This window comes from Saccharothrix hoggarensis, from assembly GCF_052936025.1.
Window position 1 is genome coordinate 976,094 of record NZ_CP193624.1, and the last position, 23,703, is coordinate 999,796.

General features: G+C 69.1%; 13 protein-coding genes and 3 rRNA genes. 10 read left to right on the forward strand and 6 right to left on the reverse strand.

The genetic code is table 11. The annotated features are described in order from the left end of the window. Window positions 1–38 precede the first annotated feature (38 nt). Window positions 39–911 (reverse strand): 3-methyl-2-oxobutanoate hydroxymethyltransferase, encoded by an 873-nt coding sequence (gene panB, locus ACRAKH_RS04840; RefSeq protein WP_380724639.1) that lies wholly within the window; start codon window positions 909–911, stop codon window positions 39–41. A 123-nt stretch (window positions 912–1,034) separates the two neighbouring features. Here panB and ACRAKH_RS04845 point away from each other — a divergent pair, with 123 nt between their 5' ends. Next, window positions 1,035–1,415 (forward strand): VOC family protein, encoded by a 381-nt coding sequence (locus ACRAKH_RS04845; RefSeq protein ID WP_380724640.1) that lies wholly within the window; start codon window positions 1,035–1,037, stop codon window positions 1,413–1,415. Between the two features lie 6 nt (window positions 1,416–1,421). Here ACRAKH_RS04845 and ACRAKH_RS04850 read toward each other — a convergent pair whose 3' ends face one another. Continuing rightward, entirely contained in the window at window positions 1,422–3,137 is a 1,716-nt protein-coding gene (locus tag ACRAKH_RS04850; RefSeq protein WP_380724641.1) for a right-handed parallel beta-helix repeat-containing protein, read from the reverse strand. Between the two features lie 63 nt (window positions 3,138–3,200). Between ACRAKH_RS04850 and ACRAKH_RS04855 the strand changes: the two genes are divergently transcribed. Next, complete coding sequence (locus ACRAKH_RS04855; protein ID WP_380724642.1) at window positions 3,201–4,019, forward strand: TetR/AcrR family transcriptional regulator; 819 nt, start codon at window positions 3,201–3,203, stop codon at window positions 4,017–4,019. 54 nt (window positions 4,020–4,073) lie between these two features. Here ACRAKH_RS04855 and ACRAKH_RS04860 read toward each other — a convergent pair whose 3' ends face one another. After that, window positions 4,074–4,823: an SDR family oxidoreductase gene (locus tag ACRAKH_RS04860; RefSeq protein ID WP_380724643.1), complete on the reverse strand. Its 750-nt coding sequence runs from the start codon at window positions 4,821–4,823 to the stop codon at window positions 4,074–4,076. 121 nt (window positions 4,824–4,944) lie between these two features. Here ACRAKH_RS04860 and ACRAKH_RS04865 point away from each other — a divergent pair, with 121 nt between their 5' ends. Both ACRAKH_RS04865 and ACRAKH_RS04870 read left to right on the forward strand, forming a co-directional pair. Continuing rightward, complete coding sequence (locus ACRAKH_RS04865; RefSeq protein WP_380724644.1) at window positions 4,945–5,802, forward strand: helix-turn-helix transcriptional regulator; 858 nt, start codon at window positions 4,945–4,947, stop codon at window positions 5,800–5,802. A gap of 94 nt (window positions 5,803–5,896) precedes the next feature. Further along, entirely contained in the window at window positions 5,897–6,178 is a 282-nt protein-coding gene (locus ACRAKH_RS04870; RefSeq protein WP_380724645.1) for a DUF4287 domain-containing protein, read from the forward strand. Between the two features lie 300 nt (window positions 6,179–6,478). On the opposite strand, the gene ACRAKH_RS04875 is transcribed toward ACRAKH_RS04870, so the two are convergent. Continuing rightward, window positions 6,479–8,029 carry an alpha/beta hydrolase gene (locus ACRAKH_RS04875; RefSeq protein ID WP_380724651.1) on the reverse strand — a complete coding sequence of 517 codons (1,551 nt, stop codon included), beginning with the start codon at window positions 8,027–8,029 and terminating at the stop codon, window positions 6,479–6,481. A gap of 85 nt (window positions 8,030–8,114) precedes the next feature. On the opposite strand from ACRAKH_RS04875, the gene ACRAKH_RS04880 reads away from it, so the two are divergent. Beyond that, window positions 8,115–9,830 (forward strand): NAD+ synthase, encoded by a 1,716-nt coding sequence (locus ACRAKH_RS04880; RefSeq protein WP_380724646.1) that lies wholly within the window; start codon window positions 8,115–8,117, stop codon window positions 9,828–9,830. 96 nt (window positions 9,831–9,926) lie between these two features. Here the strand turns inward: ACRAKH_RS04880 and ACRAKH_RS04885 are convergent, their stop codons facing one another. Continuing rightward, the gene (locus tag ACRAKH_RS04885) at window positions 9,927–11,432 is read right to left on the reverse strand and encodes an MFS transporter (protein ID WP_380724647.1); all 1,506 of its coding nucleotides are present in this window, start codon (window positions 11,430–11,432) and stop codon (window positions 9,927–9,929) included. Then, the gene (locus ACRAKH_RS04890) at window positions 11,429–12,079 is read right to left on the reverse strand and encodes an LppX_LprAFG lipoprotein (protein WP_380724648.1); all 651 of its coding nucleotides are present in this window, start codon (window positions 12,077–12,079) and stop codon (window positions 11,429–11,431) included. The genes ACRAKH_RS04885 and ACRAKH_RS04890 overlap by 4 nt, the downstream gene beginning before the upstream one ends. Window positions 12,080–12,230: 151 nt before the next feature. Between ACRAKH_RS04890 and ACRAKH_RS04895 the strand changes: the two genes are divergently transcribed. From ACRAKH_RS04895 to rrf, 5 genes are all read left to right on the forward strand, one after another. After that, window positions 12,231–13,574, forward strand: a complete 1,344-nt coding sequence (locus tag ACRAKH_RS04895) for a glutamine synthetase family protein (protein ID WP_380724649.1) — start codon at window positions 12,231–12,233, stop codon at window positions 13,572–13,574. Window positions 13,575–13,633: 59 nt separating this feature from the next. Further along, window positions 13,634–17,998: an FkbM family methyltransferase gene (locus ACRAKH_RS04900; protein ID WP_380724650.1), complete on the forward strand. Its 4,365-nt coding sequence runs from the start codon at window positions 13,634–13,636 to the stop codon at window positions 17,996–17,998. 458 nt (window positions 17,999–18,456) lie between these two features. After that, window positions 18,457–19,973 (forward strand): 16S ribosomal RNA (locus ACRAKH_RS04905). Between the two features lie 352 nt (window positions 19,974–20,325). Next, window positions 20,326–23,406: ribosomal RNA gene (locus tag ACRAKH_RS04910) — 23S ribosomal RNA — on the forward strand. Between the two features lie 117 nt (window positions 23,407–23,523). Beyond that, a 5S ribosomal RNA gene (gene rrf / locus ACRAKH_RS04915) occupies window positions 23,524–23,640 on the forward strand. Together the 16S, 23S and 5S rRNA genes form the textbook arrangement of a ribosomal RNA operon. The last annotated feature ends 63 nt before the right edge of the window (window positions 23,641–23,703 follow it).

Consider the following 23,703-nt stretch of genomic DNA (forward strand, 5'->3'; position numbering starts at 1 on the left):
GTCGCCGCGACCCGCGACGACCCCCGAACGGCGGTGGATCAGTGGAACGTGTGCTCGGGGCCGGGGAACTGGTGGCCCTTCACCTCGGCCGCGAACTGCTCGGCCGCCGACTTCATCACGCCCGCCACGTCGGCGTACCGCTTCACGAACCGCGGCGCGCGACCCCGGCGCAGGCCCATCATGTCCTGCCAGACGAGCACCTGGGCGTCGGTGTCCGGTCCCGCGCCGATGCCGACGGTCGGGATGCGCAGGTCGTGCGTGATCTGCTTGGCGACCTCGCCGGTCACCATCTCCAGCACCACGGCGAACGCGCCCGCGGCCTCGACGGCGTGCGCGTCCTCGACCACGGAGTCGAACGCCTCGCGGCGGCCCTGCACCCGGTAGCCGCCGAGCTGGTGCTCGCTCTGCGGGGTGAACCCGATGTGCGCCATGACCGGGATGCCCGCGCGCACGATGGCCTCGATGTGCGGTGCGAAGTGCTTCCCGCCTTCGAGCTTCACGGCGTGCGCGCGGCCTTCCTTCATGAACCGCACCGCGGTGCCCACGGCCTGCTCGACCGAGACCTGGTACGACCCGAACGGCAGGTCGGCCACGACCAGCGACCGCTTCACCGACCGGGTGACGCCCCGGACGAGCGGGATCAGCTCGTCCACGGTGACCGGCAGCGACGTGTCGTAGCCGTAGACGTTGTTCGACGCCGAGTCGCCGACCAGCAGCACCGGGATGCCTGCCTCGTCGAACAGCTCGGCGGTGTACATGTCGTAGGCGGTGAGCATGGGCCACGGCTCGCCGCGTTCCTTCATCTCCCGCAGGTGGTGGATGCGCACCTTCTTGCCGGTCGAGGCGGCGTTCTGGCCGGCCCCGCTGCCGTAAGGCGCAGCTACCTCGGCGGATACCTCGGCAGAGGTCATCGTCGACCGTCCTCCCTCGGGGCCTGCGTCGTCGCTGGTCCCCGGGCCTTGTTGCACGGTTACCCGCCCAGCCTGACACCGACGCGAGGGGATTGGCACGGAGTGCGAGTAGCTTCACACGGCATGGCTTGCCGCATCACGGAACTCGCGGTGGACTGCACCGATCCCGAAGCGCTGGCCGCGTTCTGGTGCGCGGTGCTCGACTACCGGGTGCTCGGCCGCGACCACGACGGCGTCGAGATCGGGCGCGAGGGCGAGTACCCGACGCTCGTGTTCGCCGCCGTCCCGGAGCCCAAGACGCAGAAGCTGCGGCTCCACGTCGACGTCAACGCCACCGACCGCGACCAGGACGCCGAGCTGGAACGGCTGCTCGCCCTCGGCGCCCGGCCGGTGGACGTCGGTCAGGGCGACGTCGACTGGCACGTCCTCCAAGACCCGGAGGGCAACGAGTTCTGCCTGCTCAGAGCTCGTGTCGAGCCGTCGGCTCCTCCGCCGGACCGCTGACCGCGCTCACGCCCGGCGGGTGAGGAGCCCGGCCCGCGCGTGGATGTCGGCCGTGGCGGCGGCCAGCTCCGCCGCGTCGGCGATCGTGGTGTTCCCCGACCAGGTGACGCCGTTCGGCACGTCGTCGCTGCCCACCGGGTCGGCGTCCCAGAAGTTGCCCTGGTAGACGACGTGCTCCAGCGGCGGGCTGACGTGCAGCACGGCGGTGTTGTCGGCGCGGGCCACCACGTTCCCGGTCACCGTGACCCAGCTCGCCCCGTAGTCGGTGTAGAGGCCGAAGTTGTACGGCGTGCGGGTGTCCTCGATGACGTTCCCGCTGATCACGGCCGCGTTCTCGGCCGAGTCGCCCTGCGGCCCGGACAGGTAGACGCCGCCGCCGTCCGCCAGCACGCCCATGGCGCCGGTGGTGAGGTTGCGCAGCACGCGGGTGCCTCGCGCGGGTCCGGCGACGATGCCGTTGTGGGGCACGTCGTGGACGTGGTTGTGCGCGACGGTGCAGTCGACGGTGCCGCGGATCGTGATGCCGGCCGAACCGGAGTGGTCCAGCCCCACCCGCCGCACCAGGTTGTCCTCGACCAGGACGGCACGGCCGCCGGTGACGGTGATGGCGGACGCGCCGAGGTCGTCGAAGTCGCAGCCGCGCACCACGACGTCCGCGCCGCCGGTCACGCCCAGCCCGGTCGCGCCCAGCCGGGTGAAGCGGCAGCCCTCGAACCGGAGCCCGGTCGTCCCGTCGAGCCGCACGCACGCCGGGATCTCGTCGTGCTCCTCCGGCACGGTGAGCCACGCGCCGTCGCCCAGGTCGATCCGCCCGATCGCGCCACCGTCGTAGAAGCCGTTCGCGTGGTAGTGCAGGAAACCGCGGTCGCCGCCGGGCCGCAGCCACGTGGCGTCGGCGAACACCAGGCCGCGGAACGTCACGTCCCGCGTGCCGGTGGCCCGGAGCAGCACCTCCAGCGCGGGCGCGACGACGTGCGGCTCTTCGCCGGGGCGCGGCAGGTAGTGCAGGACGTGCCGGCCGGGCCGCGAGCGGTCCACGGCGAACGTGCCGGGCTCGGTGAGGAACGACGGGTCGTTCTCCACCCGCGTCGGCGCCGGGGGACCGGTCATGACCTGGCCGAACCACTCGGAGTTGTAGACGTCCACCGCCCAGCCGAAGGCGGGCTGCGCCATCGTGATCACGGTCTCGTCGCCGTCCCGGGTGACCGAGGCGACCGCCATGCGTGCCTCGGTCCACGGGTAGACGCCCCGGTGGGCGAACTCGACGCCGGCGGCGTTCACCCAGTCCAGCGGGTGGTTGGTGACGTAGCCGGTCGCGGTGCGGCGGACCGTGCCGGGCAGCCCGTTGACGCCCGCCCGCTCGACCCGCGTGCCGTCGACGGTGAGGTGGCGGGTGACCAGGTCGCCGACGTCGGCCCGCCACCGGCCGTCCGGCCCGACCTCGCCGGTGACCGCGCGCCCGCCGCTGACGACGACCTCCTCGCACGCCGCGGTGCCGTACCCGAACGCCTGGTAGGTGATCCGGTGGCCGTCCCGGCCGGAGTCGTCCTCGGTCAGCTCGAACGGCTCGGTGAGCACGTGCGTGCCCGCCCTGAGGTGCACCACGACGTCGCCGGCGGCCTCGCGGGCGGCCCGCCGCGCGCGGTCCAGCGTGGCGAACGGCCGCTCGGCGGCGCCCGCCGCGGAATCGTCCCCGGCGGGGGAGACGTGGAACTCGACCATGATCGGCCTCTCTGTTTATGGCGTAAACAAGGCGAATGTATATCATGGCCGCGGAGGTGCGTGATGGGGAAAGCGGACGATCCCGACCGCGGGGTCGAGCTCCTGTGGGCCGAGCGGCCCGCGCTGAGCCTGGAGCGGATCGTGGGCGCCGCGGTGGAGGTGGCCGACGCGGAGGGCCTGGCCGGCCTGTCCATGCGCAAGGTCGCCGAGCGGCTCGGCTTCACGTCGATGTCGCTCTACCGCCACGTGCCGAGCCGGGACCACCTGGTCGACCTCATGCGGGACGCCGTGCTGGGGCAGCCGGCGCCCGCCGCGCCGGGCGCCGGGTGGCGGGCCGCGCTGGAGGACTTCGCCCGGCAGAACTGGGAGCTGCGGACGCGGCACCCGTGGCTGGCCGAGGTGCGCGGCGGTCGGTACGTGCCGGGCCCGAACGCGCTGGCCCACTACGAGTACGCGCTGGGCATCCTCGCCGGCACCGCGCTCACCCCGTCCGAGGTGGTCGCGGCGGTCGGGCTGGTCGCCCGGTTCGTTGACGCCGAGGCGTTGGCGCTGGCCGAGGCGGCCCGCGCGGAGCAGGCCACGGGGGTGAGCGACGAGGAGTGGTGGGGCGCGCGCGACACGCTGTTCGCCCGGTTCGACCGCTTCCCGACGTTGACCGCGCTGTGGGAGGCGGGCGGGTTCGACCAGCCCGAGCCGTTCGGGTTCGGCCTGGCCCGGGTCCTGGACGGCATCGAACTCCTCGTCCAAGCGCGTGATGTAAAGCGTGATGAAACTTGTCAGGTGTGTGGGAAACCGGTGGCGCAACCGGCGTCCGGCCGGCCCCGCGCGTACTGCTCCCGCGGCTGCCAGCAACGCGCCTACCGCCGTCGCCGGTCGAGCTGACACCGCCCACCGACCCCGTGCGGAGGGTCGGTGGGCGGCGACGATCCGGGTCGGTCAGACCTGGACCGTGGGCAGCACGACGAGCTGGCGCAGGTTGACGTGCTTGGGTCGGCTGGTGGCGAAGCCGACCACGTCGCCGATGTCGGACGGGCTCAGCGGCGGCACCTGCTCCCGCCACGCCGCCAGGTGCGCGTCCACGTCCGGGTTGTCCATGTGGTCGGCCAGTTCGCTGGTGACCAGGCCCGGCTCGACGTTCGTCACGCGGACGCCGAGCGGGCCGAACTCCGTGCGCAGGTTCGCCGACAGGTGCGTGACGGCCGCCTTGGTCGCGGTGTAGACGCCGTAGTTGGGGAACGTGAGGTGCGCGCCGACGGACGAGATGTTCACCAGGTCCGCCGCGCCGGCCGCCCCCGCCCCGACCAGGTCGGCGGTGAACGCCTTGGTCACGTTGAGCAGGCCCTTGAGGTTGGTGTCGATCATCCGGCGCCACTCGTCGTCCCGGCCCTCGGTGACCGGGTTGGCGAGCATGACGCCGGCGTTGTTCACCACCAGGTCGACCCGCCCGAAGGCGGCGTGGACGGTCTCCACCGCGGCGGTCAGGTCACCGGTGACGTCGGCGGCCACGGCGATCGCGCGGCCACCGTCCGCGGTGATCTTCCCGGCCAGTTCGGTGAGCCGGTCCGCCCGGCGGGCCAGCAGCGCGACCTTCGCCCCCGACCGGGCGAGGACGAGGGCGATCTCGGCGCCGATGCCGCTCGCGGCACCGGTGACAACGGCAGTGCGGTCGTTCAGGTCGTAGGTCATGGCAAGAACACTGGACCCGATCGCCGCGGGTACCGGAGGCCCTGTCCTGCCTGTGGCGCGCCGTTCCCTAGGCCTGCCAGTACCCAGGCTCGGCCGGCCGCGGGCCGCCATACTGGGACGTGTGAACCACGACCTGGGCGAATTCCTCCGCAGCCGCCGGGCTCGCGTCCGCCCGGACGACGTCGGCCTGCCCGGCGGTGGCCGCCGCCGCGTCCCCGGCCTGCGCCGCGAGGAGCTGGCGCTGCTGGCGGGCGTGAGCGTGGACTACTACATGCGGCTCGAACAGGGCCGCACCCCCGCCGTCTCCGACTCCGTGCTGGACGCCGTGGCGCGCGTGCTGCGCCTCGACGAGACCGAGCGCACCCACCTGCGCAACCTCGTCCGGCCGGCCCCGTCGAAGCGCCCCGCGCCGCAACGCGTCCGCCCCGGCCTGCGCCGCCTGCTGGACATGGTCGACGACGTGCCGGCGTTCGTGATGGGCCGCCGCTCGGACATCCTGGCGTGGAACCCGCTGGCCGGAGCGCTGTACGGCTTCGCCGACCTGCCGCCGGAGGACCGCAACTCGGCCCGGCACACCTTCCTGCGCCCCGAATCGCGGGCGTTCTACCGCGACTGGTCCACGGTCGCCGCCGACATGGTGGCGTTCCTCAGGCTCGACGCGGGCCGCTACCCCGACGACGCGCGCCTCGCCGCGCTGGTGGGGGAGCTGTCGGTCAAGGACGAGACGTTCCGCAAGCTGTGGGCGCAGCACAAGGTGCTGGAGAAGACCCACGGCACCAAGCTCATCACCCACCCCGTGGTCGGCGACCTGGACCTCGACTACGAGACCCTGCACCCGACCGGCGACCCCGACCTCGTGCTCGCCGTCTACACCGCGAGGGCCGGTTCGCCGACCGAGGAACGCCTCAAGCTGCTGGCGAGCTGGTCCGCGGTGCCCTCGGGAACGTCCTCGGGAACGCCCTCGGAGCAGCAGGCCTGACGTCCGAGCTGCTCTGGGGGGACCGACAAAAAGTCTTGTCAAGACAAATAAAGCTGTCTTATGCTCGGCTCACCCCGACGAACAGGAGCCGGCCATGTCCTTCCAGGCGTACCTCGACACCATCGAGCGCAAGACCGGCAAGACGCCGGCCGAGCTGCTGTCCGAGGCGGGCGACCGCGGCTACGGCCCGACCACCAAGGCGGGCGTCGTCCTGCAGTGGCTGAAGGACGACTACGACCTGGGCCGCGGTCACGGGATGGCGCTCTACCACGTGCTCAAGAACGGCACCGCGATCAGCGACAAGCACGTCGGCGGCACGGGGGCGCACCGGGATGACTCCGCGACCCTGCGCGTCGACGGCCTCGCCAACCGCTGATCCACGACCACGGTCCCGTGGAAGCGGCCTACCTCGCCGCCGCGGCGTGCGGGGCGGTGGTCATGGAGGAGGGTCACGTGCACAACGCCTCCCGGTGGCACCGCCTCCGAGTCGCCGACGTCGACGCGGTCCGAGCCGGGCTCACGCCCCGGTCACGGCTGGTGTGGCCCGCCGGCGCTGCCCGCACACCTGGCCGGAGCACGCGCGGCGATGTGGATCGCGGACGAGGGGCGCCCGCTGCTCGCCGCCGTGCTGCCGGACGACGACGGCGTCCTGCGCGCCCGGTGGGAGGCGTGACGGCTAGGAGCAGCGCGTCCCCTCGGGCGGCAGCTTCACGCTGATCAGGTACTCGTGCCCGGCGCCGTCCACGCAGTCGTTGCCCTGCAGGTACACGGTGTGCTGGTTGCCCTCGAACGTCAGCAGCCCGCCGCCCAGCTCCTTCGCCAGGCTGACGCCCGCCTCGTACGGCGTCGCCGGGTCGCCGGTCGTGGAGATCACCAGCACCGGCGGCAGCCCGGACACCGGCTTGTGCTCCTGCACGGTCGGCGGCACGGGCCAGAACGCGCACGCGTCGAGCGCGGCGGCCGGCGGCTGGCCGTCGTCCAGGAACGGCGCGGCCTGCTTGTACCGGCGCGCCACGTCGTCCAGCACGGCCCGGTCCGTCACCCGCGGCTCGTCCACGCACTTCACCGCCACGAACGCGTCGGTGATCGTGGAGTACCGGCCCTGCTTGTCGCGGTCGTAGTAGTTGTCCGCCAGCAGCATCAACGTGTCGCCGCGGTTGCCCTTCAGCTCGGCCAACCCGGTGTTCAGCGCCGTCCACAGCTGTTCCGAGTACATCGCCTGGATGGCGCCGGTGATGGCGTCGCCGTACGACAGCTTCCGCTCGCCCGCCGGCACGGGCCGCTGCACCAGCGGCAACGTCAGGTCGCGGAACGCCCGGTCGGCCTTGGTCACGTCGGAGCCCAACGCGCAGTCCTGCCGCGCGGCGCACCACGCGGCGAACGCGGTGAACGCCTTCTGGAACCCGGCGGCCTGCGCGATCAGCGACTCGACCTGGTTCTGGGTCGGGTCCACCGCGCCGTCCAGCACGAGCGCCCGGACGTTGCCGGGGAAGGCCTGCGCGTAGGCCGCGCCGATGTGCGTCCCGTACGAGTACCCCAGGTAGGTGAGCTTCTCGTCGCCCAGCGCGGACCGCATCACGTCGAGGTCGCGCACCACGTCCCGGGTGCCGAGGTTGGCCAGCACGTCCGGCCCGGTCGCCGCCGCGCACTTCTCGGCGTACGCCTTGTTCTCCGCCTCGGTCTGCGCCACGCCCTCCGGTGACGTGTCCACGTCGTTGTCCAGCCGGTCGGCGTCCCGTTCCGCGTCGGTCAGGCACTTCACCCGCGGCTCGCTCGCCCCGACGCCCCGCGGGTCGAACCCGATCAGGTCGAACCGGTCGCCCACCGGCGTGGACTTGAAGTCGGCGCCGAGGCTCGCCGCGGCCGACATGCCGGACGCGCCCGGACCGCCGGGGTTGATGATCAGCGAGCCGATCCGGCCCTGGTTCGCGCGCTGGCGCAGCAGGCCGATCCGGATCGTCCGCCCGTCCGGCTTGGCGTAGTCCAGCGGCACTTCGAGCCGGGTGCACTCGATCGAGCGCTTGGTCTTGAACAGCGAGGCCGTCGAGCCGGTGGTGGCGTAGGGCTCGCAGTCCTCCCAGCCCAGCTGCTGGCCGTAGAACCGCTCCAGCCCCGCGGGCACGACGCCGGCCGGACCCGCCTGCTCCAGCGTCGTCCCGGCGGTGGGGGAACCCGAGACCACGCTCGTGCACGAGGCGAGGAGCGGGAGGGCGAGGAGGAACATCATCCGACGGCGCACGTCTCCGATCGTAAGTGTGATCCGTCGGCCACAACGCCCGCCGATGTTGCCCGGAGTGAGCGAGAATGCCCCCATGCCACAGCTCCGACTCGCCCTCGCCCAGGTCAACGCCTGTGTCGGCGACCTGGCGGGAAACTCCGAACTCGTCGTCGAGTGGTCCCGCAAGGCCGTCGAGGCCGGCGCCCACCTGGCCGTCTTCCCGGAGATGGCCCTCACCGGCTACCCGGTCGAGGACCTGGCGCTGCGCGTGTCGTTCGCGGAGGCGTCCAAGGAAGCGCTGACGAAGCTCGCCACCCGGCTGGACGAGGCGGGGTGCGGCGAGCTGGCGGTGTTCGTCGGCTACCTCGACCGCGACGAGCGCGGCATGCGCAACGCGGCGGCCGTCCTGCACCGGGGCGAGGTCGTGGCGCGGCAGCACAAGCACCACCTGCCGAACTACGGCGTGTTCGACGAGCGCCGCTACTTCACGCCGGGCGACACGCTCGACGTCGTGCGCGTCCACGGCCTCGAAGTCGGCATGGTGATCTGTGAGGACCTCTGGCAGGACGGCGGGCCGATCGCCGCGCTCGGCGAGGCGGGCGTCGACCTCGTGGTCTCGCCGAACGCGTCGCCGTACGAGCGGAAGAAGGACGACGCCCGGCTGCCGCTGGTGGCGCGCCGCGCGGTCGAGGCCCGCGCGCCGCTCGCGTACGTCAACCTGATCGGCGGGCAGGACGAGCTCGTGTTCGACGGCGACACGATGGTGGTCACCGCGGACGGCACGCTGATCACCCGCGCGCCCCAGTTCGTGGAGCACCTGGTCGTCCTCGACCTCGACCTCCCCGGCGGCACGCCCCGCACCGAGGGCGCCTACGGCGGGTTCACCGTCCACCGCCGCACGGTGTCGCACGACCCGCTCCCGGCCTACGAGCCGCTGCCCGTGCCGCAGCCCGCCGAGCCGCTGTCCGACGAGGCCGAGGTGTGGCACGCCCTCGTCACCGGCCTGCGCGACTACGTGCACAAGAACGGCTTCCGCTCGGTCGTCCTCGGCCTGTCCGGCGGCATCGACTCGGCGGTCGTCGCCGCGCTGTCGGTCGACGCCCTGGGCGCCGACCACGTGTACGGCGTGTCCATGCCGTCGGTGTACTCGTCGGACCACTCGAAGTCCGACGCGCACGACCTGGCCCAGCGCACCGGCTGCCACTACTCGGAGCAGCCGATCGCGGACATGGTCCGCGTGTTCGTGGACCAGCTCGGGCTGACCGGCCTGGCCGAGGAGAACGTGCAGGCGCGCTGCCGCGGCGTCACGCTGATGGGCCTGTCGAACCAGCACGGCCACCTGGTCCTGGCGACCGGCAACAAGACGGAGCTGGCGGTCGGGTACTCGACCATCTACGGCGACGCGGTCGGCGGGTTCGCGCCGATCAAGGACGTGCTGAAGACGTTGGTCTGGGACCTGGCGCGGTGGCGCAACGCGCAGGCCGAGAAGCTGGGCGAGCTGCCGCCGATCCCGGAGAACTCGATCACCAAGCCGCCGTCGGCGGAGCTGCGCCCCGGCCAGGTCGACACCGACTCGCTGCCGGACTACGAGCTGCTCGACTCCGTGCTGGACGACTACGTCGAGGGCGACAAGGGCTACCGGGACCTGATCGCGATGGGCTTCACGCACGAGCTGGTCGACAAGGTCCTGCGCATGGTCGACAAGGCCGAGTACAAGCGCCGCCAGTACCCGCCGGGCACCAAGATCACTTTCAAGGCCTTCGGCCGCGACCGCCGCCTCCCGATCACCAGCGGGTGGCGCGAGGGCTGACCCGCACGACCACCCACCGTTCCGGCTGAACACCGTCCGCCGATCGCCACCCTCTGTGTCCTTGACCGGACACCGAGGGAGCGTCGGCGGTCGGGCTCAGCGGCCCGCGCGCGGCAGCAGCAACGACACCAGCGCGCCGACCCCGCAGATCACGGCCGTGATCCAGAAGATCTCGTGGTACTCGGTGAGCAGCGCGTCCGTCAGCGCCGCTTTGTAGGCCGCCGCCTTCTCGGCGAACTCCTCCGGCGACACCCCGAACGGCAGCGGCGTGTCCAGGTCCGCCGTCAGCTCCCGGAACCGGTGCAGGCCCCAGGCCGACAACCCGGCCACGCCGACCAGCATCCCGGTCATCCGCGCCACGACCACCGCCGCCGACGCGACGCCGTGCTGCGCCGCCGGCACGGCCCGCAGCACCGCCGCCGACACCGGCGCGATCACCAGCCCCAGCCCGAACCCGGCCACCGCCAGGTCGCGCCCGATGACGAACGACGTCACCGTCGCCGGCCACTGCGCGATCAGCGCGTACGCGACGCCGGCCACCACCAGTCCCACGAACGACACCCACCGGTCACCCAACCGGGTGCGCGCCGCCAACCACCCGCCGACCAGCGCGCCCACCGGCAACGCGATCAGGAACCGGGCCAGCATCCCCGCCGCCGCGGCGGAGTCCCGCCCCAGCACGGTCTGCGCGAACAGCTCCACGTCCACCAGCGTCACCATCAACGCCGCGCCGGCCGCCAGCGACACCCCCAGCGACGCCAGGAACGGCCGCATCGCCACCCCGGCCGGGTCGAGCAGCCGCACGGACGACCGCCGCTCCCACCACACGAACCCGGCGAACACGACGACCGCCGCACCCAGCACCGGCAGGCCCCACGGCGGCAGCACCGCCCGTGCCGGATCGGGGTTGTACAAACCGACGACCAACAACGACAGCGCCAACGCCAGCAACCCGCCACCGACCACGTCGATCCGCACCCCGCGCCCGGAACCCGACCGGGGCACGGTCCGCTGCACGACCGCCATCGCCACCGCGGCCAGCGGCAGGTTCACCCAGAACACCCACCGCCAGCTCTGCGGCTCCACGGACTCGAAGAACGACCAGGCGTTGAACAACGACGCCACGCCGACGCCGTACAGCGTCCCCAGCACGCTGCCCAACTCCTGCGCCGCGCCCACGACACCCAACGCCGACGCACGCCGCTCGGCGTCCCACAGGTCGGCGACCAGGGCCATCGTCACCGGCAACAACGCCCCGCCGGCGAGCCCCTGCACCACCCGACCGGCCACCAGCAGCGGCAGGTCGCCGGCCAGCGCCGTCACCGCCGACCCCACCGCGAACCCGACCAGGCACAGGTGCAGCACCAACCGCCGCCCGAACCGGTCCGACAGCTGCCCCAGCAGCGGCATCCCGGCCACGTACCCGAGCAGGTACCCCGTCACCACGGGCGTCGCGCGCTCCAGGTGGTTCACCGGGATGCCCAGGTCGCGCACCATGTCCACGAGCACGCCGACGACGACGTACGCGTCCAGCGCGCCCAGCAGCACGGCGCCCGCACCGGCGCCGATCGCCAGCCGCCGCGCCTTCACCGCCGTGCTCACGCGGGCGGGGAGACGGTGACGGGCTTGTTGAAGTCGGACAGGTCGATGGTCACCTTCGCCCCCGCCGGCAGCGTGAACACGGCCTTGAGCAGCCGGTCGTCCCGAACCGAGAACTCCGACCTCACGTCGGCGTCGATGCCCGGCACCAGCCCCGCGGCCACGTCACGCGGCACGGTCGCCTCGACCACCGCCACCCCGTCGTCCACGCTCACCGTCTTCGCGTCGCGCGCGGACCCGAGCACGTGCGCCACGCCCTTGTCCGGGTCCAGGATCGCGCTCGGGTCGTACACCTGCCCCGCGAGCGCCGCGGGCAGCTTGGTGAACCCGCCGGTCGGCCCCTTGAAGTGCAGGTCCTGCCCGACGAGCACGTACTCGACCTCGATCAGCTGGCCGAACTGCTCGATCTTCGCCCGGCCCTGCGACTCGCCCGCGGCGTTCAGGTCGCCCTCGGCGTCCTTCACGGTCACGCCGGGCAACTCGCCGTCCACCTTGATCGTGAAGTGCGTGCTGGTCACCGCCTTCATGCCCGCGGCGGCCCTGGCCAGCAGCTCCGGACCCTCGGGCTGCGAGCCGGCGCCGCCGGACGACGTGCAGCCCGCCACGAGCGCGAGCACGAGCGACCCGACCAGGGCGCGACGAGGGAACATGCGGAGCATCGTAGATCCCGCCGCCCGACCCCACTGCGAAACTCGGGCGCAACGCCCTGACCTGCGCACTTCCCGCACGGCGGCAAACGGCGCAGCGGGTTCCGCCGAGTCGGCAACGCGGCGCTCACCGTCCTTACCTAGGCTTCGTGTCATGAACCGCCAGCAGGAGTTCGTGCTCCGCACCCTCGAGGAACGCGACATCCGGTTCGTCCGGCTCTGGTTCACGGACGTGCTCGGCTTCCTCAAGTCCGTCGCGATCGCGCCCGCCGAGCTCGAAGGGGCCTTCGCCGAGGGCATCGGCTTCGACGGCTCCGCGATCGAGGGCTTCGCGAGGGTGTACGAGTCCGACATGGTGGCCAAGCCGGACCCGTCGACGTTCCAGGTCCTGCCGTGGCAGACGCCCGACAAGAGCCACTACTCGGCGCGGATGTTCTGCGACATCGCCATGCCGGACGGCTCGCCGTCGTGGGCCGACCCGCGGCACGTGCTGCGCCGGACGCTGGCCAGGGCCAGCGAAGCGGGTTTCACCTGCTACGTGCACCCCGAGATGGAGTTCTTCCTGCTGAAGGGCCTCCCGGACGACGGGAGCGAGCCCGTCCCGGCCGACAACGGCGGTTTCTTCGACCAGACCAGCCACGAGACCGCGACCCACTTCCGCCGCCACGCCATCGAGGCGCTGGAGGCGATGGGCATCTCGGTCGAGTTCAGCCACCACGAGGGCGCGCCCGGCCAGCAGGAGATCGACCTCCGCTACGCCGACGCCCTCACCATGGCCGACAACGTGATGACGTTCCGGTACGTCATCAAGGAGGTCGCCATCACGCAGGGCGTGCGCGCCTCGTTCATGCCGAAGCCGTTCACCAACCAGCCCGGCAGCGGCATGCACACGCACGTCAGCCTGTTCGAGGGCGACCGCAACGCGTTCTACGACGCCGAGGACCCCTACCAGCTGTCCGACACCGGCAAGATGTTCGTCGCCGGCCTGCTGAAGCACGCCCGCGAGATCTCCGGCGTGACCAACCAATGGGTGAATTCCTACAAGCGCCTGATCGTGGGCGGCGAAGCGCCGACGGCCGTCTGCTGGGGTCACGCGAACCGGTCCGCGCTGGTCCGCGTGCCGATGTACTCGCCGGGCAAGTCGTCGTCCCGCCGCGTCGAGATCCGGTCGCTCGACTCGGCCTGCAACCCGTACCTCGCGTACGCCGTCATACTCGCCGCCGGCCTCAAGGGCATCGAGAAGGGCTACGAGCTCCCTCCGCCCGCCGAGGACGACGTGTGGTCGCTGACCGACCGCGAACGACGTGCGGCCGGGTACGACAACCTGCCGCAGAACCTGGGCGAGGCGTTGACCGAGATGGAGAACTCCGAACTGCTCCCCGAAGCGCTCGGCGAGCACGTGTACGACTTCTTCCTGCGCAACAAGCGGACCGAGTGGGACGCGTATCGGCGCAGCGTGACGCCGTACGAGCTGCGCACCCTGTTGCCGGTCCTGTGAGGGGGACACCCGTGCGGGTGGTCCACACCGGGCACTCGGAGAAGCTAGGTTTGCAGACCGTGACCGAGGTGCCCGCGCGTCCGGAATCCCGTCCCACGTTCATCGCGTGCACGGTGGCCACCGCCGCCGAGCTGCCCGCCGTGAAGGTGCTGTCCAGCTCGTTCCTGGCGAACCACCCGCAGGCGAGGTTCCTGGCGCTCGTGGTCGACGCCCTGCCGGAGAACTCCGGTCCGGGCCTCGTCACCCCCGCCGACCTCGGCCTGAGCGCCGGGGAACTGGCCGAGCTGGCCACCGGCTGCACCGCCGCGCAACTGTGCGGCGTGCTGCGGCCCAAGCTCCTCGAACAGCTGCTCGGCCAGGGCGTCCCGGTCCTCTACCTGGACCCGTGGGTGCAGGTCCTGCACCCCTTGACGGACCTGGTCGAGGCGTCCGTCCAACGCGGACCGCTCGTGCTGCTGCCCAGGTCGCTGCGGCCCCTGCCCGACGACGGCCTGCGCCCCACCCCCACCGAGCTGATGGAGACGGGCGTCTTCGACCCCGGTTTCCTCCTGGTGGCGCCCGGCGCCGAGCCGTTCCTGCGGACGCTCGGCGACCACCTCCGCCGCACCCCGGACGCCACCAAGGCCGTCCTCGACATGGCGCCCGCCCTCGTCAACCTGCACGTCCTCCGGGACGCGACGGTCGGCCTGTCGGTGTGGAACGCGGCCCAGCGCGACCTCCACCGCCTCCCGGACGGCACGTTGACGACCGTCGGCGAGCCGGTGCGCAGCGTCCACTTCGCGGGCTTCGACCCCCAGCGCCCCTGGCTGCTGTCGGCCGACTTCGCCGACCGCCCCCGGGTGCTCCTCTCGGAACGCCCGGAACTCGCCGACCTCTGCACCGCGTACCGGGCCGAACTGGTCCGGAAGGGCCACAGCCCGAACAAGGTCCGCTACGGCTTCGGCCAACTGGCGGACGGCACCCAGATCCCGGACGAGCTGCGCGCGGACTACCGCGAAGCCGCCCGGACCCGCCCCGGCTCAGCCTTCAGCCCCCAGGGCTGGACCCCGACCACGGCCACCCCCGACCCCGCACCGACCGGCCCACCCGCCGATCAGGCAGCGACCGCCCCCGGCCGTCCCACCGCCCCACCCCCGGCCACCCCGCGACCGGCCACCCCGCGACCGACCACCGCCACCACGGCGCCCGACACCGCCGGCCGCCCGGTCCCCGTCAACGACTCCGCACCAACCACTCCCACCGCGCCGACCAACGGCCACCCGGTGGCCACCACCGAGTCCGCCCCCACCACCGCGCTCGACCCGGCCACCACCGCCATCACCACCGGTGACTCCGATCCAGCGCTAGGTGCGACCGACGCGGCAACCAGCGCTGTCGACTCGACCAGCGCGGTGACCGACCGCCACCCCGCCGCCACCGTCACGGACCCCGCGCCCGACTCCGTCACCCCGGCAACCCCAGCCCTCGACGGAACCCCTGACGCCACGGGCCTGACCGCCGACGCCGCCGACGCCACCGGCCCGACAGCCAACGCCACCGGCCCGACCGCCGACGCCGTCGACCCCGCCGCCGACGCCACCGGCTCGACCGAGAGCGACCCCACCGAGGTCGCCGAGGTCTCCGAGGTTGCCGACGCCCCCGCTCCACCCGCCGACGCCTCGGACGCGCCCGCCCACGCCACCACCCACCCGGCACCGGCACCGGCGCACAGCGCCACCGACCCGTCGCCAGACAGCCGCACCACCGGCTCGCCGGCAGCGATCGCACCCCCGGCCACCGGCCCGGGCGCCCGCACCACCCCACCCCCCGCCTTCGGCCCCGACGGCGGAGCGGGATTCGTGGCCTGGGCGAGCGAACCCGCACCCGACCTCCCCGGCAGCACGCGCTGGGCCGCCGCCCTCTGGCGCGCCGACCCGGCCCTCCGCGCCCAGTTCCCCGACCCGTTCGGCACGGACGCCGCGCCCTTCCGCGACTGGTGCGCGACGGTCGGCGTCGCGGCCGGACGCCTGCCCGTCACCGCGGTGCCGCGCAACCACACCGAGACCCCCGTCCTGCACGACCAGCTCGGCGTCTCGGTCCTCGGCACCGGCCCGATCGCCGAACTCGTCCACGCCGCCGCCCGCGCGTCCGGCCTGCCCACCTCGACCACCCCCGGCTACCCGGTCGTGGTCCGCGTCGGCACCACCCGCCCCGTCCCGGACAGCCGGTTCGTCGTCGACTACCTCCTCGACGACCAGGACGCCGACTCCGACGCGAACGAGCTGTGGGTCCCCTCCGAGACGACCCGCGCCGCCCTCGAACGGCCGGGCGGTCCGGCCGTCCGGGTTCTCCCGCTCGCGGTCCCCGAGGCCGAACCCCGCCAACCGGGTGATCACGGAGGTGTGGTGTTCGGCGCGCTCGCCGACCACGCCGTCGATCGCGCGGGCAACGTGCTGGGCGCCGTCTCCGCGTTCCTCTCCGCCTTCCCCGACCGCAACGACGTCACGCTGCGCATCGAGGTCACCAACGCCGAGGCCCACCCCGAGGCCGCCGAACGCCTGCGCCTCGCCACCGCCGCCGACCCGCGCATCGAGCTGGTCGACCACCTCGACCACGTCGACTGCCTCGTCCACCTGCACCGCGGCGGCGCGTGCGACCGGATCGCCCACACCCTCGCCCGGCACGCCGCCGAGGCCACCCCGATCCTCACCTCGGACCACGGCGCGGTCGCCGAGCTGTTCGACAAGTCCGCGGTGATCTTCGTGCCGTGCCGCCAGGGCGTCGAACCCGACGTCCAGGCCGCCGTCAAGCTCATGCGCGCCCTCGCCGACGACCTGCCCGCGGCCATCGCGATCGGCATCAAGGGACGCGACCACGTCCGCGCCACCCGCAACGTCGCCAAGGTCGGCGAACTCCTCCGCGAACGCGTCGAGCACGCCTACCGAGGCTGGCGCGCCCGCCGCGCGAAGCCGTCGGCGACCGTCGACCCGTTGAAGGCGCTGCACTCGGCGAAGCACGCCCTGCTGCGCCAGCCGGACGTCGGCACCGCCAGCCGCACCCCGATGGCGCCGCAGCTGCGCAAGATGGTCCTGCGCGTGCTCGACCACTACGACAACCACATGCGGGACGTCCTCAACTCCCTGGTCGACGGGGTCGAGCGCACGGTCTCCGAGCTGGTCCGCCGCCAGGACGACATCTCCACCGGCGTCGGCCTCGGCGAGCTGGAGATGCTGCGCGCCGAGCTGGAGCAGCACGCCGAGCACCAGGGCCACCTCGCCGACCAGCTCGTCGGCATCGACGACGGTGTCGTGCGCGTCCGCGCCGACATGGCGGGCCAGGGACGGCGGCTGCGCGAGATCGAGGACGCCGTGGTGGCCGAGGCCGCCAAGCGCGCGAAGCAGGGCGACACCCTCTCCCAGCGCATGGACAAGCTGACCGTCGCGCTCGAACGCACCCTCGACCGGATCGACTCGCTGGAGTCCAAGGTCGTGGACGCGCTGCGCGAGCGCGACGTCAAGCTGGACGCCGGCCTGCGCGCGGCCAACCAGGCGCAGCAGACCGCCGACGCCCTGCGCCGCGTGGTCGTGCGCGAGCACGAGCGGCACAGCGACGCCGTGCCGCGGAGTTCCCTCGTGCTGACGGACGTCGGCTTGCTGCGCCTGCCGTCGGACGACGCGTTCATGCTGCCGATGCTGTCGAGCAACGGGGTGTGGGAGACCGACCTGTCGGAGCTGATCGACTCGGTGGTCGAGCCGGACGGCATCTTCCTCGACGTCGGCGCGTACGTCGGCTACCAGACCGTGCGCATGCTCAGCAGGTTCGGCACGGGCGGCGCGGTGGTCGCGGTCGAGCCGTGCCCGTCCGCGCGGGCGCTGCTGCGCCACAACGTCGACGTCAACCTGCCGGAACGGGTCGCGCAACAGCTCGTCCTGGTCGACGCGGCCGCGTGGGAGAGCGTCGGCGAGCTGGCCACGCAGCCGGCGTTGACCGGCGGTGTGGCGGTGGTGCCGCTGCCCGATGACGCCGGGGACGACGTTCCCCGCGTGCGTGCGGCCAGGCTCGACAAGGAGCTGGAGTCCGTGCCGGCGTTGCAGGGCCGGAAGCTCTCGGTCGTCCGGGTGGACGCGCCGGGACGTGGTCACCGTGCGCTGGCCGGACTGGTGCGCTTGCTGCGCCGGGACCGCCCGCACGTGTTCCTCGAGTTCTCCGCCTCGGCGACGGAGGGTTTCGGCGACGATCCGGTCACGGTGCTGAAGGAGTTCCGGATCTGGGGCTACGACCTGGTGCCGGTGGCGACCCGCGAGGCGGCGACGCCGGAGCAGATCGTGGCCGCGATGCACGGGATGCGCACCACCTCGTTGTGGCTGCGACCGCGTCCCGTGGCGCCCAAGGGGCCGGGTCCGCAGGTCGCCACGACGGTCCGCCCCGCTCGCGCAGCCCGCTGACCAGGCGATTTGACACCGACGAAGGTCATGAGTAACTTTTACCGAGTCGCCAGCAAGAACCTCGGAACGAGCGGTTGACACCGCGAATCGTGCCGAGTAGACTACTGCGGCGTCAAGCTCCCAGAAACGAATAAGCAGCACAGCGTGCTGCCTCCGCTCTGGAAACCAGAACAAATTGAATGCTAAGCGAGAGTTGTCGCGGAGCCGAGAAGCCGAAACCGGCCGATTTGACACTGCGAAAACGAACAAGCTAAGCTTCAAACACAGCGAGAAACACAAAGCCCCGGAATGAACCGCGGTAAGACGCGGAACAAGATGGTGAGCGCGTGTTCTTTGAGAACTCAACAGCGTGCCGAATAGCCAGTAAATTGTATGACCTCGTCAAGAGGTTTTCCTTTGAGATTGTTACTGGACAACTGACATTATTGTCAGTGTTGTTCGGAGCGATCAAACATTCCTTATTGGAGAGTTTGATCCTGGCTCAGGACGAACGCTGGCGGCGTGCTTAACACATGCAAGTCGAGCGGTAAGGCCCTTCGGGGTACACGAGCGGCGAACGGGTGAGTAACACGTGGGTAACCTGCCCTGTACTCTGGGATAAGCCTGGGAAACTAGGTCTAATACCGGATATGACCTGCCTCCGCATGGTGGTGGGTGGAAAGTTCCGGCGGTACAGGATGGACCCGCGGCCTATCAGCTTGTTGGTGGGGTAATGGCCTACCAAGGCGACGACGGGTAGCCGGCCTGAGAGGGTGACCGGCCACACTGGGACTGAGACACGGCCCAGACTCCTACGGGAGGCAGCAGTGGGGAATATTGCACAATGGGCGAAAGCCTGATGCAGCGACGCCGCGTGAGGGATGACGGCCTTCGGGTTGTAAACCTCTTTCAGCGGGGACGAAGGGCAACTGACGGTACCCGCAGAAGAAGCACCGGCTAACTACGTGCCAGCAGCCGCGGTAATACGTAGGGTGCGAGCGTTGTCCGGAATTATTGGGCGTAAAGAGCTCGTAGGCGGTTTGTTGCGTCGGCTGTGAAAACTTCACGCTTAACGTGGAGCCTGCAGTCGATACGGGCAGACTTGAGTTCGGCAGGGGAGACTGGAATTCCTGGTGTAGCGGTGAAATGCGCAGATATCAGGAGGAACACCGGTGGCGAAGGCGGGTCTCTGGGCCGATACTGACGCTGAGGAGCGAAAGCGTGGGGAGCGAACAGGATTAGATACCCTGGTAGTCCACGCCGTAAACGGTGGGTGCTAGGTGTGGGGGACTTCCACGTCCTCCGTGCCGCAGCTAACGCATTAAGCACCCCGCCTGGGGAGTACGGCCGCAAGGCTAAAACTCAAAGGAATTGACGGGGGCCCGCACAAGCGGCGGAGCATGTGGATTAATTCGATGCAACGCGAAGAACCTTACCTGGGCTTGACATGCACTGGAAACCAGTAGAGATATTGGCCCCCTTGTGGCCGGTGTACAGGTGGTGCATGGCTGTCGTCAGCTCGTGTCGTGAGATGTTGGGTTAAGTCCCGCAACGAGCGCAACCCTCGTTCCATGTTGCCAGCGCGTTATGGCGGGGACTCATGGGAGACTGCCGGGGTCAACTCGGAGGAAGGTGGGGATGACGTCAAGTCATCATGCCCCTTATGTCCAGGGCTTCACACATGCTACAATGGCCGGTACAGAGGGCTGCTAAGCCGTGAGGTGGAGCGAATCCCACAAAGCCGGTCTCAGTTCGGATCGGGGTCTGCAACTCGACCCCGTGAAGTCGGAGTCGCTAGTAATCGCAGATCAGCAACGCTGCGGTGAATACGTTCCCGGGCCTTGTACACACCGCCCGTCACGTCACGAAAGTCGGTAACACCCGAAGCCCGTGGCCCAACCCGTAAGGGGGGGAGCGGTCGAAGGTGGGACTGGCGATTGGGACGAAGTCGTAACAAGGTAGCCGTACCGGAAGGTGCGGCTGGATCACCTCCTTTCTAAGGAGCATTCCTCACCGGTCACTTTCGGGTGGCCTGTGGAGAGCCATGCCGGCGGCGAATGATCGTCGGATGGTTGCTCAATGATGTGGATGCTGGCTATATACAGAACCTGGGATTGTCGACGGTGTTAGTACTGTCCGCAAGGGCGTGGAAGGGATCGTCGAGGGTTCAAGTCTTCTGTTCGGTACGCTGTTGGGTCCTGAGGGAACACGTGAGTGTCTCTTTCAGCGAGAAACGGCAGGGCTGCCCCAGCTCCTGAACCGCCGGTCTTCGGATCTGGTAGGCGGGTGTGTTACGGGTGGTGTCTGGTTGTTCTTTGAGAACTGCACAGTGGATGCGAGCATCTTTGTGGCAAGTTATTAAGGGCACACGGTGGATGCCTTGGCACCAGGAGCCGATGAAGGACGTAGGAGACTGCGAAAAGCCTTGGGGAGTTGTCAACCGAGCTGAGATCCAAGGATTTCCGAATGGGGAAACCCGGCCCCAGTCATGTGGGGTCACCCTTGCCTGAACACATAGGGCATGTGGAGGGAACGCGGGGAAGTGAAACATCTCAGTACCCGCAGGAAGAGAAAACAACCGTGATTCCGTGAGTAGTGGCGAGCGAAAGCGGAAGAGGCTAAACCGTATTCGTGTGATACCCGGCAGGGGTTGCGTGTACGGGGTCGTGGGACCTGTCTGATCGTTCTGCCGGACGGTCGAGGAGTCATAAAACACTGTGGTTAGCGGAACGCGTCTGGAAAGCGTGGCCGTAGAGGGTGAGAGTCCCGTACGTGAAAACCCGGTGTCTCCTGACGGTGTTCCCAAGTAGCAGCGTACTCGTGAAATTCGCTGTGAATCTGGCGGGACCACCCGCTAAGCCTGAATACTCCCTGGTGACCGATAGCGGACTAGTACCGTGAGGGAAAGGTGAAAAGTACCCCGGGAGGGGAGTGAAATAGTACCTGAAACCGTGTGCCTACAATCCGTCGGAGCCTTTAGGGGTGACGGCGTGCCTTTTGAAGAATGAGCCTGCGAGTTAGTGCTGCGTGGCGAGGTTAACCCGTGTGGGGTAGCCGTAGCGAAAGCGAGTCCGAATAGGGCGTTCATAGTCGCGTGGTCTAGACCCGAAGCGGAGTGATCTAGCCATGGCCAGGGTGAAGCGTGGGTAAGACCGCGTGGAGGCCCGAACCCACCAGGGTTGAAAACCTGGGGGATGAGCTGTGGTTAGGGGTGAAAGGCCAATCAAACTCCGTGATAGCTGGTTCTCCCCGAAATGCATTTAGGTGCAGCGTCGTGTGTTTCGTGCCGGAGGTAGAGCACTGGATGGTCTAGGGGGCCCACAAGCTTACCGAAATCAACCAAACTCCGAATGCCGGTACGTGAGAGCGCGGCAGTGAGACTGCGGGGGATAAGCTTCGTAGTCGAGAGGGAAACAGCCCAGAACGCCGGCTAAGGCCCCTAAGTGTGTGCTAAGTGGGAAAGGATGTGGGGTCGCCCAGACAACCAGGAGGTTGGCTTAGAAGCAGCCACCCTTTAAAGAGTGCGTAATAGCTCACTGGTCAAGTGGTCCTGCGCCGACAATGTAGCGGGGCTCAAGCACACCGCCGAAGCCGTGTCATTCCGATTATGTCGGGATGGGTAGGGGAGCGTCGTTCAGCCGTTGAAGCGCCGGAGTGATCCAGGTGTGGAGGCTGGACGAGTGAGAATGCAGGCATGAGTAGCGAAAGACGAGTGAGAAACTCGTCCGCCGGATGACCAAGGGTTCCTGGGCCAGGCTAATCCGCCCAGGGTAAGTCGGGACCTAAGGCGAGGCCGACAGGCGTAGTCGATGGACAACGGGTTGATATTCCCGTACCCGTGTGAACGCGCCCATGGCGAACCTTGTGATACTAACCGCCCGAAGCCCATTCCACTCCTTCGGGAGTGGGGTGACGTGGAGCGCGGGACCTGAACTTGTAGTAGTCAAGCGATGGGGTGACGCAGGAGGGTAGCTCCGCCAGTGAGTGGTAGTACTGGTGTAAGCGTGTAGGCCGACGTGTAGGCAAATCCGCACGTCATATAAGGCTGAGACGTGATGCATAGCCGATTGAGGCGAAGTAGAGTGATCCCATGCTGCCGAGAAAAGCCTCTAGTGAGTGTTCATGCGGCCCGTACCCCAAACCGACACAGGTGGTCAGGTAGAGAATACCGAGGCGATCGGGCGAACTGTGGTTAAGGAACTCGGCAAAATGCCCCCGTAACTTCGGGAGAAGGGGGGCCGAGGGATTTGAAGCCCCTTGCGGGCTAGGATTTTTCGGCCGCAGAGACCAGCGAGAAGCGACTGTTTACTAAAAACACAGGTCCGTGCGAAGTCGCAAGACGATGTATACGGACTGACGCCTGCCCGGTGCTGGAACGTTAAGGGGACCGGTTAGTCTTTCGGGGCGAAGCTGAGAACTTAAGCGCCAGTAAACGGCGGTGGTAACTATAACCATCCTAAGGTAGCGAAATTCCTTGTCGGGTAAGTTCCGACCTGCACGAATGGCGTAACGACTTCTCGACTGTCTCAACCACAGGCCCGGCGAAATTGCATTACGAGTAAAGATGCTCGTTACGCGCGGCAGGACGGAAAGACCCCGGGACCTTTACTATAGCTTGGTATTGGTGTTCGGTTCGGCTTGTGTAGGATAGGTGGGAGACTGTGAAGCGCTGACGCCAGTCAGTGTGGAGTCGTCGTTGAAATACCACTCTGGTCGTACTGGATGTCTAACCTCGGTCCGTGATCCGGATCAGGGACAGTGCCTGGTGGGTAGTTTAACTGGGGCGGTTGCCTCCCAAAGGGTAACGGAGGCGCTCAAAGGTTCCCTCAGCCTGGTTGGCAATCAGGTGTCGAGTGCAAGTGCACAAGGGGGCTTGACTGTGAGACCGACAGGTCGAGCAGGGACGAAAGTCGGAACTAGTGATCCGGCCATGGCTTGTGGAAGCGTGGTCGCTCAACGGATAAAAGGTACCCCGGGGATAACAGGCTGATCTTGCCCAAGAGTCCATATCGACGGCATGGTTTGGCACCTCGATGTCGGCTCGTCGCATCCTGGGGCTGGAGTAGGTCCCAAGGGTTGGGCTGTTCGCCCATTAAAGCGGTACGCGAGCTGGGTTTAGAACGTCGTGAGACAGTTCGGTCCCTATCCGCCGCGCGCGTAGGATACTTGCGGAAGGCTGTCCCTAGTACGAGAGGACCGGGACGGACGGACCTCTGGTGTGCCAGTTGTCCTGCCAAGGGCATTGCTGGTTGGCTACGTTCGGAAGGGATAACCGCTGAAAGCATCTAAGCGGGAAGCCTGTTCCTAGATGAGGTATCCCACCCTTTGTGGGTTAAGGCCCCCAAGAGACTATTGGGTTGATAGGCCGGAGATGGAAGGTCGGTAACGGCTGGAGTTGACCGGTACTAATAGGCCGAGGACTTGCTACGAAGACGCTACGCATCCACTGTGCGGTTCTGAAAGAACCGAACCGGACCACCTGGTCCCCGTGCGCCTGTTGTCGGGTGGTGGGGTTGGGTGCCTACGGGTTGGTAATTTCATAGTGTTTCGGTGGTCATAGCGGTTGGGGAACACCCGGTCCCATTCCGAACCCGGTAGTTAAGCCTTCCAGCGCCGATGGTACTGCACTCGTGAGGGTGTGGGAGAGTAGGACGCCGCCGAACATATCGTTGACCCTCAGGGGCATCCGTTATATGCGGGTGCCCCTGAGGGCTTTTTGCGTTACG